This window comes from Aliidiomarina sp. (assembly GCF_047920995.1).
Taxonomy (GTDB): Bacteria; Pseudomonadota; Gammaproteobacteria; order Enterobacterales; family Alteromonadaceae; genus Aliidiomarina.
Genome location: NZ_JBLRWZ010000016.1, coordinates 16,367 through 30,754, shown reverse-complemented (window position 1 = coordinate 30,754; position 14,388 = coordinate 16,367). Strand labels below are relative to the sequence as shown.

Sequence of the window (14,388 nt, the reverse complement as noted above, 5' to 3'; positions counted from 1 at the left end):
ACAAAATCATGTGGTAATTTTTTTAGCCTGTTGCCAAAGTGCTTCTAATGCATTCAATTCTGCGCTAGCAATAGCCACATCGTTTTCCTTTGCTAACCTTTCTACCAAACGAAAGCGCTGCATAAATTTTTCATTCGCATGCTGCAATGCTGTTTCTGGGTTTACTTTACAGTGGCGCGCTAAGTTTACCGTGGTAAATAATAAATCACCGATTTCTTCGGCTATCCGATCCTGTTGCAGCTGCTCATCAGGTACCGAGAGTTCTGCAGCAATTTCATCCGTTTCTTCCCGTACTTTCGCCATTACTTGGCTCGGGTTATCCCAATCAAAGCCAACCGCTGCGCAGCGCTTTTGAATTTTTAGCGCCTGTAACAAACCCGGCAGGTTGCTGGGAATATCTGCGAGTACACTATCATCACCGGGTTTTCCAGCACGCTCGTGCTGCTTAATTCGCTCCCATTGTCGCTTCGCATCCTCGGCATCGGCAACACTGCCGTTGGCAAACACATGTGGGTGCCTACGAATCAATTTATCAGCCACAGCCTCCGCTACTTCATCAAAACTAAAATCCCCTTGCTCATTGGCAACCTGCGCATAAAACACCACCTGAAATAACAAATCACCAAGTTCATCTTTTATCGCTAGTGGATTGCCGGTATGAATCGCCGCAGCAACTTCATACGCTTCCTCAATCGTATAAGGGATAAGGCTTGCCATTGTTTGCTTTAAATCCCAAGGGCAACCGCCATCAGGATTTCTAAGTTGCGCCATAATCTCTAGCAAGCGATTTACATGTTGCAGTTGCGCCTGTTCAGCCATGTTTTATCCTGTTTGCCTGTTGGTATTAGAAGTTATTTCCGTTTTGCTGTGCGTACGTGGCTTACCTGCTGAATACGCGCCAGTAAGCGGGTAATCTCAGCATTATCTCGCACCATAATTTCCAACTCTATCTGTACCTGTTGCCGATCGTGATCGTGGCGGGTATTCACGCTATTTACATTCACTTTTTCGTGGCTCAAAATGCTCGTAATATCATGCAATAAGCCTGCACGATCTTCAGCGGTTACTGTGATGCGAGCTGCGTATCGATGCTGCTGCTGAGCTTCCCACGCAACTTCAATGCCGCGCCCAGGGCTTTGTTGCAACAACTGCGCCAAGTTCTCACAATCCTGATGGTGAATCGATACACCCCGCCCTTGGGTAACATAGCCCATAATAGGATCGCCCGGTAGTGGCTGGCAACAGCGCGCAAAGCTCATCAATAAATTACCGATACCAGCAACTTTCACCCCATCTTCTGGCTTGCCGCGCTTACTGGCGCGTTTGCGGGTGGCTAATTTCTCTAATTCATCAAGCTCGTCTTCTTGCTGTGGCCCTTTCAAGAAGTTTACTACCTGATTCAAACGCACATCACCGGCACCAATCGCCGCTAATAGATCATCTAAGTGCAGCATATTAAAGCGTTCTACCGCTGGTGCCACATCATGCATCGTTAACTTATGCTTGGCTAATTCCGTTTCTAGAATTTCTCGCCCAGTAATTAAGTTTTGCTCACGATCGAGCTTCTTAAAATAGGCGTGCACTTTGCTCCGCGCACGAGCAGATTTTAAATAGCCAAGCGCTGGGTTAATCCAATCACGTTTGGGGTTCGGCTCTTTCTGGGTAAGCACTTCTACCCGTTCGCCATTTTGCAGCACATAAGTGAATGGCACGATACGCCCATCTACCTTTACACCGATACAACGATGGCCAATTTGCGAATGAATGTAATAAGCAAAATCTAATGGTGTAGAACCAAAGGGCAAATCGATCACATCTCCTTTAGGGGTGAACACATACACTCGGTCTTCGAATACTTGGCTGCGTATTTCTTGCACCAAATCTTCGTTCTCGGCCATATCTTCATGCCAAGCTAACAACTTCCGTAGCCAAGCAATCTTATCTTCATACCCTTGCGAGCGGCCGGTAGCAGGCCCTTCTTTGTATACCCAATGGGCAGCAACCCCGAGTTCAGCATCATCGTGCATTTGCTCAGAGCGAATTTGTATCTCTACATTCTTTTGTTCAGGGCCAATCACTACGGTATGAATCGATTGATAACCGTTCGGCTTCGGCGTTGCCACATAATCATCAAACTCACTAGCAATATGCCGCCAGCGGCTATGCACAATACCGAGTGCCGCATAACAATCTTTCAAGCTTTGGGTAACAACTCGAACGGCTCGAATATCAAACAGCTCATCAAACTGCAGATTTTTTTTCTGCATTTTTTTCCAAATACTGAAGATATGTTTCGGCCTACCATACACATTAGCAACAATACCTTGTTCCGTTAAATCGGCCTGCAAGCCAGCAACAAAGGCATCAATGTAGGTTTCTCGTTGCCGCCTATTCTCTCGCAAATGCTTGGCAATCGACATGTAGATATCCGGATTCAAATAGCGGAAAGATAAATCCTCTAGCTCCCACTTAATTTGTCCTACACCTAGTCGATTTGCCAAAGGCGCATATATTTCACTGCACTCTTTAGCGCTAAGTACTCGCGTTTCCTCATCAAGATTCTTCACTTCCCGCAAATAACAAATACGCTCAGCAAGTTTAATCAATACCGCCCGCACATCTTCAACCATGGCCAGCAACATGCGCCGAACCGCATCAACTTGTGCTTCCCCCGGTTTACCATGGCGAAAGTGCTGTAAATCACTAATGCTATTCATTTGCTGTACGGTGGCAACAAGCGTGGCTGTAGCGGGGGTTAGTTGCTCGCCAATCCAATCTCGAGTAACCATACCGGCTTCGAAAAAAGGCACGCATAATGCAGCTTGTAAGCTTTCTTCATCGAGCTTCAAACTAGAGAGGATTTCCACCATCTCCTCACCTTTTAGAGCAAGCTCAGCATTACCAGTAAACGTGGGGTTAATGGTTTGCAGTTGTTCTAGTGTATGCAGAAGTGCATCTTGCTCAGCCGAGCTTTGAACATGGTTTAACCAGCGATCATCCTGTGCATCGCGGTTTTGGCTGTGAATATTACGAATTTTAACCATGCTGCCTCCTGCTGCAACGTGTTAGGCGCTTTCTAATACCACCATGGCTTGCGCATAATTTGCTTCATCACTTAACGATAGATGAATAGCATGCACCTGCAACTCTTTTGCACGTTGCCCCGCAACGCCTGTAAAGGTTAGCCTTGGTTGGCCCAATGGGGTATTACTAATCTCAATATGCTGCCAACTTAAACCATTTTGCAAGCCAGTACCAAGGGCTTTTAGTGCGGCTTCTTTGGCTGCAAAGCGCTTGGCCAAATAACGCACAGGATGCGTGGCCACAGCATATGCCTGCTGCTCGGCTTCTGTAAGCAGCCGCGTAACCAAGCGCGGTTGTCGAGCAACAGCTTTCTCGATACGCGCAATTTCAACAATATCAGTACCAATACCAGCTATCGCCATTGCTACCGAGCCTGCTCTAAAATGCGTTTCATATCCGCCACCGCTTGATATAGCCCACTAAAAACAGCGCGGCCAATAATCGCATGGCCAATATTAAGCTCGTAAATTTCTGGAATAGCAGCAATAGCTTGGGTGTTATGGTAATGCAAACCATGGCCCGCATTTACTACCAAGCCGAGCTCATGGGCATAGCGGGCGCCTTCCTGGATCTGTGCCAGTGCTTGCTGTTGCTCGCTGCCAGTGGTTTCCGCGTAATGCCCAGTATGTAATTCAATATAGGGCGCGCCTACTGTTTTTGCCGCCTCAATTTGTTGCTTATCGGCATCAATAAATAAAGAAACTAAAATACCGGCTGCACTTAAGCGTGCTACCACATCGCGGCTACGCTCAATTTGCCCAGCTACATCTAAGCCGCCCTCGGTGGTTAATTCTTCGCGCTTTTCCGGAACCAAACACACGTATGCTGGTTTTGTTGCAATAGCAATGGCCACCATTTCATCGGTCATTGCCATTTCTAAATTCATACGAGTTTGAATAGTTTCCGCAAGTATCCGTACATCGCGATCGGTAATATGGCGGCGATCTTCACGTAAATGCACCGTAATACCATCAGCTCCGGCTTGCTCCGCTATCGCGGCAGCCTGAACGGGCTCTGGATAAGCAACACCGCGGGCATTGCGCAGCGTGGCGATATGGTCAATATTGATCCCTAGTAATGGTGCAGGCATGAGTACTCCTAAATTGTTCAATTCGTATCGTTGATTATGCTGAGTAAATTATGCTGCAAAACTGTTACTTCATAAATTACTCAGCTCGTTGCTGGGCGCCTAATGAAGCGAGTAATAATTCTCTACTTCGTAGCGGCTTAGAACCCAACAAGGGTGCATATGCAATACGCATCAAGCGCTTAAATTGTTGCAAAACTTGTGGATTTTCTACATCGAAAGCAGCAAGCCGAGCTATTTCTGCACCATCGATAATCAACGTATCGGCAACTCGAGAGATTGTTAGGCTACTCGGAACAAAACCGCCATTTTGCTCATGAGAGCCGGCCTGAAAGCGATACGCTTGTGCAGGCAAAATAGCGTTGCCCTGCTCTGCATCATGCGTAAAAGAAAAGCCTAAATCAAGGTGGCAAAGCAGGCGATATTCAAATTGACGTAAAATAGGTTCAAGCAAGGTATCACTTGCTAGCAACTCTAAACTTGCGAGGTAATCGGCAAACAGGCCTGGCATTTCGGTATGCTCAGGTAATAAGCGCTGTAGTAGCTCATTGATATACAACGCGCTGTAAAGGCGTACACGCTGCAATGAATAAGTAGCTTGAACATCTGCGCGCCGCAAAGTTTTCACCTCGCCACGGCCACTTAGCTCAATATCAATTACGGTAAAAGGCTCCAATGCCGCACGTAGATTTGAGCGGCGGCTACGAGCATACTTTGCTATAGCGCGAAAACGGCCATGCTGCTCACTAAATACATCGAGTAACAGGCCGTGTTCTTGCCAGGGCCAACGGTGCAAAACCACGGCCCGAGGCATTATTCTTCTCCGTAGCCTAAGCTGCGTAACGCTCGCTCATCATCGGCCCAACCGGATTTAACTTTTACCCATAGCTGCAAGTTCACGCGAGCATCGAGCATATGTTCAATATCTCTACGCGCTTCTGAACCAATGGTTTTTAATCGGCTACCTTTATTGCCAATCACCATGCGCTTCTGCCCCTCTCGCTCTACTAGAATGAGAGCATGAATATGTACCATGCCATTTTCGGCAGTTTCATACTTCTCGATTTCTACTGTAGTTGAGTAAGGTAGCTCTTCTCCGGTAAAGCGCATTAGCTTCTCACGAATGGTTTCCGCAGCCATAAAGCGCACCGAACGATCGGTAACGTGATCTGCCGGATAAAAGTGGATACCAGCGCTCATATGAGGCCTTACTAGCGCTTTCAACATAGGCATTTGCTCAGGTGATAACGCACTTAATGGCACCACTTCTTTAAACTCGTACTCACTGGTAATCATTTGAATATGCGGCAACAGCGAGCCTTTATCTTTTACTTGGTCAATTTTATTAATAATCAACATCGCTGGACGATTAGCACGTTTAATTTTACCAAGCACCATTTTGTCATCTTCGGTCCAGTGCGTGCCTTCCACAATAAACAGCACCAAATCTACATCACCAATCGAAGAGCTCGCAGCTCTGTTCATTAATCGATTAATGGCGCGCTTTTCGTCTTTATGCAAACCAGGAGTATCTACATAAATGGTTTGGTATGGGCCTTCCGTATCGATACCTAAAATCCGATGGCGAGTGGTTTGCGCTTTCTTCGAGGTGATACTCACCTTTTGGCCTAGTAATTGATTCAACAGCGTTGATTTACCTACGTTCGGCCTACCCACAATAGCCACAAAGCCATTGAAGGTTTCACCTGCTGGCTTATCATCTGCTTCTTTTGCGAAAAATTCGTCTAAATTCATTTTAATTCCTTGCCTTCCGGTAGTTCTGCAAGCAGCGCAATTGCTTTTGCAGCTGCGCTTTGCTCAGCCTTGCGGCGGCTTGTTCCGGTGGCAATTACAGGTTCATTTAAAAGCGCTACTTTACAGCTTATCGTGAAGCGCTGGTTATGCGCTTGGCCCTCTGTAGCTTCAACTTCATATGCTGGTAAATCAAACTGCCGCCCTTGCAAGAACTCCTGCAAACGGGTTTTCGGGTCTTTTTGATTATCACCAGGCTTAATTTCATTCAATAACGGTTGATACCAATCGCGAACAATTTGCTGCGCTGTAACAACATCGCTGTCTAAAAAGATTGCACCAATAATGGCTTCTACCGCATCTGAAAGAATTGAATCGCGGCGAAAGCCACCACTTTTTAACTCACCGGGACCTAACTTTAAGAATTTGCCCAAATCAAATGCTCGGGCTACTTTCGCTAACATGGTGCCACACACAAGAGTTGCGCGCATGCGGCTTAAATCGCCTTCCGGTGATTTTGGGAAGCGGTGGTAGAGCTCTTCGGCAATTACCACACTTAAAATTGAATCGCCCAGAAACTCAAGGCGCTCATAATGGATTTCACTGGCACTTCGGTGAGTAAGTGCCTGATATAACAAATCATGATTGTTAAACTTGTAGCCTAGCCGGCGTTCTAATTCCCGCAACTGGATAGGTGGTAAACTCACTTAATTCTCCCTAAACGGTTAAAGCGGATTTTGCTAGGTACCCAGTTCGGTAACCAACTGTTCACATCACGCTCAAACTCGAGGCTTAACCAAACAAACACAGCACGCCCCACTAACAAATCTTCGTGTACAAAGCCCCAATAGCGGCTATCCACCGAATTATCACGATTGTCGCCGATAAAGAAGTAGTGCTCAGCAGGTACATCCCAAACCATCGCATTATTCGTGGAATTCACCCGAGGGTTCACTAAAACATTATATTCCAATTCATTGTACTGTTCATGGTAACGGTGCAACGGCATACGCTGTTGTTGGTACTCGCCAACGGCTTGCAGATCACGGGTTAACTCTATCGGTTCTACATCAGCGCAATCTGCTAAACAGCCTGGTTGAATGAAAAATGTTTTGTCTTGATAAGTAATTCTGTCACCCGGCAAACCAATCACTCGCTTAATGTAATCAAGGTCTGGCTCTACGGGATATTTAAATACCGCAATGTCACCGCGATCAGGCCGGCCGGTGCGGAAAAACTCCTTTCTTGATACTGGCTCACGTAATCCATAGCGGAATTTCTCTACCAGAATGAAATCACCCACCAGCAAAGTAGGCAGCATTGAGCCAGAAGGAATTCGAAAGGGTTCGTAAATAAATGAACGCAGAATTAAAATAACAAACAGCACCGGGAACGCAGCTTGTGCAAAATCCGCCAAGCCAGATTGCGGTGCAATTTGATCTGCTTGCTCAGGTTCCAACGCTACACCAGCTTGCGCCTCAGCTGCACGAATTTTCTCATCTCGCTTTGGCTTCCAAACAAAGTGGTCGATTGCCCATATAATCCCTGTTACAAAGGTACCGATTACAAGCAATAGCGAAAAATAATATGTATTCATGCAAAACGTTCCTGATTAACTGTAAAGGTGCATTACTTACCGGTTTTCAATACCGCTAAGAACGCCTCTTGAGGAACTTCCACGTTCCCCAATTGCTTCATCCGTTTCTTACCTTCTTTCTGCTTCTGCAATAGTTTCTTCTTCCGGCTTACATCGCCCCCGTAACATTTCGCCGTTACGTTTTTACGCAGTTGTTTTACCGTGCTACGGGCAATAACATGATTGCCAATAGTTGCTTGAATGGCAATATCAAACATCTGCCGCGGAATCAGCTCGCGCATTTTATCTACCACATCGCGGCCACGATATTGCGCTTGGCTGCGATGTAGAATCATGGCTAGCGCATCTACTCGTTCGGCATTAATCAGGATATCTACCCGCACCATATCCGATTCATCGAAGCGCTTAAACTGGTAATCAAGCGATGCGTAACCACGGCTGGTTGATTTCAAGCGATCAAAGAAATCCATTACCACTTCTGCCATCGGCAATTCGTAGGTAAGGGCCACTTGATTACCGTGATACACCATATTCGTTTGCATGCCGCGGCGCTCTACACACAACGTAATTACGTTGCCCACATGCTCTTGTGGCACGAGTATATTTGCTTCTACGATAGGCTCATAAATCGCTTTAATATCATTTACCGGCGGCAAATATGCTGGGTTATCTACCATTTTTATTTCACCCTTGGTTGTTTCTACTTTGTAAACAACCGTTGGTGCGGTGGTAATCAGATCGATATCATATTCACGCTCTAGCCGCTCTTGGATAATTTCCATATGCAGCATGCCTAAGAAGCCACAACGGAAACCAAAGCCTAATGCACCCGAGTTTTCTGGTTCAAAGAACAACGATGCATCGTTCAAGCTTAACTTATCGAGCGCATCGCGGAAGTTCTCATAATCATCAGAGCTAATTGGGAACATACCCGCATATACTTGCGGCTGCACCTTTTTGAAACCAGGCAACATCTTATCGGCTGGGCGTTTAGCATGGGTTAAGGTATCACCAACAGGGGCGCCGTGGATTTCCTTAATACCTGCAATTACATACCCTACTTCACCTGCACGAAGAATGCCGGTTTCTGTTTGCTTCGGGGTAAAAATACCCACTTTATCAACGATATGATCATGGCCCGTAGACATCACTTTCATTTTATCGCCAGCGCGCAACACACCTTTTTTAATTCGTACCAGCGAAACAACACCTTGATAGTTATCGAACCACGAATCGATAATCAACGCTTGTAATGGCGCCTCATCGTCTGCATCCCCTTCTGGTGATGGTATTTGCAACACGATCCGCTCAAGTACTTCATCAATGCCAATGCCCGTTTTCGCCGAACAACGCACCGCATCGTGAGCTTGAATGCCCACGATATCTTCAATTTCTTGCGCTACTCGCTCTGGCTCAGCAGAAGGTAAATCAATTTTATTCAGAACTGGAACAACTTCTAAATCCATGTCGATTGCGGTGTAGCAGTTCGCCAAGGTTTGCGCTTCTACGCCTTGAGCCGCATCCACTACTAACAAGGCCCCTTCACAACCGGCAAGGCTGCGCGATACTTCATAGGAGAAATCTACATGCCCCGGGGTATCAATGAAGTTTAACTGATAACGCTCACCATCGTTCGCATCGTAATACAAGGTTACACTTTGCGCTTTAATAGTAATACCGCGCTCACGCTCGATATCCATGGAATCTAGCACCTGCTCAGACATTTCTCGCTGGGCTAAACCACCACAGGTTTGAATTAAACGATCTGAAAGCGTTGATTTACCATGATCGATATGCGCGATCACAGAGAAGTTACGAATATTCTTTTTAGCAATGCCAGTTTGGCTCATGTACACCTCATATCCGGTTAGCCGGCAAAACGCCGTAATTCCTCACCGTATTTAATGGGGCGAATTTTACTGTCTTTGGCGCAGATAAACAATCAAGGTTGGTTCGAAGGGAGGATATTAATCTGCATTAATTCACGAACCTGCAAATCTCGGCGCTGTAACCAACGTTTTAAGCCATAAAAACTGAACCCAAAACTCGCAAATGCGAGCAATATCACTAAACCTTCATTATTTGGGAAAATACCTTGGCCCAAAAATGCACCTACTAATAAACTTAAAATTGGCAATAAATAGAGTAATAGCGAAAATTTCAGCATTGCTTTTTCTGGTAACCAGAGCTCTACGTTGCTACCCAAGGCTGGTGGATTCGCCAGCCAAATTTCTACTTCACCACGCCGATTTGGCAATGCTTTGCTTAAAATGCCAGCACCGCAATGGTTTTGCTGCTTACAACCACCGCAGCCTTGCTGTAATTGGGTAGTGATGGTTACCCAATTTTCATTTACTGCGGTAACTTCGCCAATTTCTCGAATCATCTGCGCACCGACATCGCAATGCGTTGCAATGTTGCCATTGGCAAACGCCCTACTACGGTAACGCTGTAATCACGATAAGCGTGGGTGTACAGCGATTCTAAGCCATCGTAGCGCAGGTTCGTGTTGGTGCGAGGGTCTTCTGTTACATATACAGAAACGCGCGTAATACCATCGGTATACAGATAATAATCTGCCGCGATACCGGTAATAGGTAAACGGTGATGATTAGCGCGGATTTGGGTAAAGCCTGCTGGCAGCGAGTTAATTTGCCAATTATGTACGAGCTGCGCGCGCGCTTGGTTATCAGTAACAACTGGCGGCGGATTTAATTCCAAAATTTGTTCTAAATCTGAATGCGGTTCGGCACTCACTTCTAGTGAGGTAACCTGCACTTGTTCAAGCACTTCACCTTCCAAGGTTACCGTAGCAATGCGCAGTGGTAAGCCCGATTCTCTATCAATCCAGAGCGAATAGCCAAAACGATCTTGTTCATGGGGAAGTAATCGCAAATGAATGGTTGGCCTTTCCAACACTCGTGCGCCGCCCATAGGCACCGCATAATAACTTGCGGAAATTGCTGAAAATTCATTAAATAATGCGGTTGGAATTGGTCCAAACATTGAATTTGAACGCAGGCTATAAGGGGTAGCCATAGAATGAAAGTAGGAAACATGTTGGTTGCGGCGCACAATTTGCACTTCCGGACCATTTAAACTGCGCAACAACTCTAATGATTCATTATCCGCAGTGCTGCCACGTAACCAACGAAATAGCTCTACCCGTTGCCCCTGCACATGCACTAACGAAGCGCTAAAATTGTAGTTATTCAACGCCTCTTGCATAAAATCGAACCAGCGCTCACCCTCAACTAGGGCGCGCTGTTCGTCATTAGCAACAGAAGAAAGGGTGGAATTAGCTGCGGCAGACGCGAAGTTTGCTGAGGCCAGCGGCTGTGCAGAAGCAAACGCGGAAGAACTTGCTAGCATGCTGGCGATTACCGCGCTCGCCAGCAAAAACCTTTGGCCGTACATAGTGTTTAATCAATTTCCTTTACTGGGTCTTCATTCTCTGCACTTTCTTGATCACTTAACTGCTGCTGCTGATGGTGATCAACAAAAAATGATTGTAATAAGCGGCGTTCTTGATCGCTATCCTGAACTTCTGCTTGTGGATGCACGGTATTAAAGCTCACCGGATTAATCACCCCACCTAGTGGCATGGTTTCAAATCCTTGTAACGAGCTCGAGGCAGAGGCGGCAACTGGGTTGTTTACTACCGTACCATCATCTACTCGCTGGAAGTTTTGCACCCCAACAATGGCTACAATTGCTACACCAGCGGCAACCGCAACATTCGCGGCTGGGCGCACCCAACCATTCTGTAGCCAACGTTGTACACGTAACCACACTGATTGTTGCTGCGCAGCTGAACCGGATTGCGAGTAAACTGCTTCACTAGCTACTTGTGCTGCTACTTGCGCAGAAATATCAAACGGCTGTTGCGTAGTTGCTTCGCCACGCATTACTGCGCCCGCCAGCTGGTAACGAAACCAACGTTCGCGCTCAGTTGCATTGTCCACCAGCTCCATCACTATCTCGTTGCCTTCAATATGGCCATCGAGCAGTGCTGATAGTTTTTCTCTCTGGTGTATCGTCATTCGCATGTATCCTCAGTTGCCTTAATTGTCATCGAGCAAAGGTTGTATTGCTTTATCTATTGCTTCCCGTGCCCGAAATATCCTTGATCTTACCGTACCTATTGGACAATCCATTGTGATTGCTATTTCCTCATAACCTAAACCATCTAATTCACGCAATGTAATTGCTTGTTTTAAATCGTCTGGCAATGCGGCAATGGTATCCATCACAGTTCGCTTCAGTTCATCGGATAACAACATACGCTCCGGAGAGGCGATATCACGCAAACCATGTCCTGCATCTAAAAACTCAGCATCTTCTACATCTACATCAGAAGCTGGGGGCTTGCGCCCTTTCGCTACTAAATAATTTTTTGCTGTATTTACAGCAATTCTATATAGCCATGTATAGAACGCACTTTCACCACGAAAGTTCGGTAATGCTCGATACGCTTTAATAAAAGCTTCTTGCGCTACATCCGGAACATCACCGGGGTGCTTCACATACCGTGACACTAAGCTCATGATTTTATGCTGGTATTTCTTTACCAAAACATCAAAAGCCCGTTGATCACCCTGCTGCACTCGTTCTACCAGCTGTTGATCAATTTCTTGTTCGCTCATTCGAGCCCACTCTCTTATCAACCCTTGTTGCCGCGTATTTTCATCTGGGCTCGTATCATCATCTACTTACTAGACCCAGCTTTGTGTAAAAAGTTCGGAAAAATGATCGGAACAAAGGTAAAATTCAAAAATAACTTTTAACTACGATAAATGATCATGACTTCAAGCGCCACGATTGCATGCGATATACTTATTATTGGGAGCGGTGCCGCCGGCTTATCACTCGCTCTACAACTTGCCAAAGAATATCAGGTAGTGGTTTTAAGTAAAGGTCCACTAGCTGAAGGTTCTACTTATTATGCACAAGGTGGCATCGCCGCCGTATTTGATGAAAACGACAGTATTGAATCTCACATTAATGACACACTAATCGCTGGTGGTGGTATTTGCGATAGTAATATTGTTCGTTACACCGCTGAGCGGGCCAAAGAAAGTTTGAATTGGCTGATAGAGCTTGGCGTCGATTTTGATCGCGAAGCCGATCACAATGGCGAAACTCGCTACCATTTAACCCGCGAAGGTGGCCACAGCCATCGGCGCATCCTGCATGCTGCCGATGCCACCGGCAGAGCGGTACAAAGCACACTAACCAGCCAAGCCCTATCCCACCCGAGTATTCAGGTATTGGAGCACTGTAATGCTGTTGATTTGGTAAACGAATATGATGCCAGTGGCCCCCGTTGCGTGGGTGCTTATGTGTGGAGCCGCAGTGAAGAGAAGGTAATAACCGTAGCGGCAAAATTTACCGCCTTGTGCACTGGTGGTGCGAGTAAAGTATATCAATATACATCGAATCCTGATATCGCCAGCGGCGATGGTATCGCGATGGCCTGGCGCGCTGGTTGCCGGGTAGGCAATATGGAATTTAATCAGTTCCATCCTACCTGCTTATTTCACCCAAACGCCCGCAACTTTCTCATCTCTGAAGCCTTGCGTGGTGAAGGTGCTTTCTTGAAACGTCCTGATGGCAGCCGCTTTATGCCCGATTTTCATGAACGTGCAGAGCTCGCACCACGAGATGTAGTGGCCCGTGCAATCGATTATGAAATGAAGCGCTTGGGAGCAGATTGCATGTTCTTAGATATCTCCCATAAGCCAGCTGAATTTATCATGCAGCACTTTCCTACCATCTATGAAAAGTGCTTAGGCTTAGGTATCGATATCACCAAGGAAGCCATGCCAATTGTGCCAGCCGCTCATTACACCTGTGGTGGCGTTGTTACCAATGAAAACGCTGCTACTGATGTAGCGAATCTATATGCGATTGGCGAAGTGGCTTACACCGGCCTGCATGGGGCTAATCGCATGGCCAGTAACTCGTTGCTTGAATGTGTAGTGTTTGCCCGCGCTGCAGCCGCAGATATCACGGCAAAAATGGCAAATACGCACTTGTGTACTGATATTCGACCTTGGGATGAAAGCCAAGTAGCCGATTCCGATGAAGAAGTAATTATTCAGCATAACTGGCATGAGCTACGTTTATTTATGTGGGATTACGTTGGTATTGTTCGCACTACCAAACGCCTAGAACGTGCCTTACGAAGAGTAGAGTTACTGCAGCAGGAGATTCATGATTACTACGCCAACTTCCGGGTAACGAATAACTTATTAGAGCTACGAAATCTTGCGCAAGTAGCCCAATTGATTATCGAAAGTGCGATGCTCAGAAAAGAAAGCCGTGGCTTACACTATACCTTGGATTACCCGGGTCTTCTGCCTAATTCCGGGCCAACTATTCTAACGCCAACCCCGAAAAATTAGCGCCGCCGGGCATTCAAGGTTAGGCCAATACGTTGCAAACGCGCCCAATCTTGGGCGCTCACTTGATCTACGAAAATAGTTCGCCTGATGTAGGCGGTACGAAGAGAATATGGAGCCAACCTAGCTATTCGCTTAAACTGCAAGATCATTAGCCAAGGTGTTAGAATTACTCCAGCTTGTATGGCAACCTCATCACCTTGGTAACTCCCCTCACCCACTTCATTACAACTGAAACCTTCTGCAGGTGTGCGCTTTTCTAGCTCACGTAATACCCACCATAGCGTTATCGCACTACAGAGGATTAAAAGATCAACCAACACAGTGAAAACAGCAAGTAAACTGCAGGCTAGATAGCCGGTGTTAAGCAACTGCTGGCTAATTGCCGATGCTCGGAATTTGAACAAGTAGGTGGCCATCCGTAGCCTCATGCGAGCAGAGCCCGGTAAAACCAAGGCTCTTTT

15 protein-coding genes are annotated in these 14,388 nt (G+C 46.4%); 1 reads left to right on the top strand and 14 read right to left on the bottom strand.

Annotation, left to right across the window (positions count from 1 at the left end; genetic code table 11):
• Positions 1–6: 6 nt before the first annotated feature.
• The 13 genes from mazG to rpoE form a co-directional block, all read right to left on the bottom strand.
• Positions 7–819, bottom strand: a complete 813-nt coding sequence (mazG, locus tag ACNA7P_RS05975; RefSeq protein ID WP_416257705.1) for a nucleoside triphosphate pyrophosphohydrolase — start codon at positions 817–819, stop codon at positions 7–9.
• A 32-nt stretch (positions 820–851) separates the two neighbouring features.
• A complete protein-coding gene (gene relA, locus ACNA7P_RS05970; protein ID WP_416257704.1) occupies positions 852–3,044 on the bottom strand; it encodes a GTP diphosphokinase in 2,193 nt (730 codons plus the stop codon).
• 21 nt (positions 3,045–3,065) lie between these two features.
• The gene (gene acpS, locus ACNA7P_RS05965) at positions 3,066–3,446 is read right to left on the bottom strand and encodes a holo-ACP synthase (protein WP_416257703.1); all 381 of its coding nucleotides are present in this window, start codon (positions 3,444–3,446) and stop codon (positions 3,066–3,068) included.
• A 2-nt stretch (positions 3,447–3,448) separates the two neighbouring features.
• The gene (gene pdxJ / locus ACNA7P_RS05960; RefSeq protein WP_416257702.1) at positions 3,449–4,174 is read right to left on the bottom strand and encodes a pyridoxine 5'-phosphate synthase; all 726 of its coding nucleotides are present in this window, start codon (positions 4,172–4,174) and stop codon (positions 3,449–3,451) included.
• Positions 4,175–4,250: 76 nt separating this feature from the next.
• Positions 4,251–4,985: a DNA repair protein RecO gene (gene recO / locus ACNA7P_RS05955; protein ID WP_416257701.1), complete on the bottom strand. Its 735-nt coding sequence runs from the start codon at positions 4,983–4,985 to the stop codon at positions 4,251–4,253.
• A complete protein-coding gene (gene era, locus ACNA7P_RS05950; protein WP_416257700.1) occupies positions 4,985–5,926 on the bottom strand; it encodes a GTPase Era in 942 nt (313 codons plus the stop codon). Before era ends, recO begins: the two co-directional genes overlap by 1 nt.
• Complete coding sequence (rnc, locus tag ACNA7P_RS05945) at positions 5,923–6,630, bottom strand: ribonuclease III (protein ID WP_416257699.1); 708 nt, start codon at positions 6,628–6,630, stop codon at positions 5,923–5,925. Before rnc ends, era begins: the two co-directional genes overlap by 4 nt.
• The gene (gene lepB, locus ACNA7P_RS05940; protein WP_416257698.1) at positions 6,627–7,520 is read right to left on the bottom strand and encodes a signal peptidase I; all 894 of its coding nucleotides are present in this window, start codon (positions 7,518–7,520) and stop codon (positions 6,627–6,629) included. The genes rnc and lepB overlap by 4 nt, the downstream gene beginning before the upstream one ends.
• Before the next feature lie 32 nt (positions 7,521–7,552).
• On the bottom strand, positions 7,553–9,370 hold the full coding sequence (lepA, locus tag ACNA7P_RS05935; protein ID WP_416257697.1) for a translation elongation factor 4: 1,818 nt from the start codon (positions 9,368–9,370) through the stop codon (positions 7,553–7,555).
• A 92-nt stretch (positions 9,371–9,462) separates the two neighbouring features.
• On the bottom strand, positions 9,463–9,906 hold the full coding sequence (locus ACNA7P_RS05930) for a SoxR reducing system RseC family protein (RefSeq protein WP_416257696.1): 444 nt from the start codon (positions 9,904–9,906) through the stop codon (positions 9,463–9,465).
• Entirely contained in the window at positions 9,903–10,937 is a 1,035-nt protein-coding gene (locus ACNA7P_RS05925) for a MucB/RseB C-terminal domain-containing protein (RefSeq protein WP_416257695.1), read from the bottom strand. Before ACNA7P_RS05925 ends, ACNA7P_RS05930 begins: the two co-directional genes overlap by 4 nt.
• 5 nt (positions 10,938–10,942) lie before the next feature.
• Positions 10,943–11,563, bottom strand: a complete 621-nt coding sequence (locus ACNA7P_RS05920; protein WP_416257694.1) for a sigma-E factor negative regulatory protein — start codon at positions 11,561–11,563, stop codon at positions 10,943–10,945.
• A 21-nt stretch (positions 11,564–11,584) separates the two neighbouring features.
• Positions 11,585–12,166, bottom strand: a complete 582-nt coding sequence (gene rpoE, locus ACNA7P_RS05915) for an RNA polymerase sigma factor RpoE (protein ID WP_416257693.1) — start codon at positions 12,164–12,166, stop codon at positions 11,585–11,587.
• 156 nt (positions 12,167–12,322) lie between these two features.
• Here rpoE and nadB point away from each other — a divergent pair, with 156 nt between their 5' ends.
• On the top strand, positions 12,323–13,927 hold the full coding sequence (gene nadB, locus ACNA7P_RS05910; protein ID WP_416257692.1) for an L-aspartate oxidase: 1,605 nt from the start codon (positions 12,323–12,325) through the stop codon (positions 13,925–13,927).
• Here the strand turns inward: nadB and ACNA7P_RS05905 are convergent.
• Positions 13,924–14,343: a protein YgfX gene (locus tag ACNA7P_RS05905; RefSeq protein WP_416257691.1), complete on the bottom strand. Its 420-nt coding sequence runs from the start codon at positions 14,341–14,343 to the stop codon at positions 13,924–13,926. The two genes, nadB and ACNA7P_RS05905, sit on opposite strands and share 4 nt — an antisense overlap.
• Positions 14,344–14,388 lie beyond the last annotated feature (45 nt).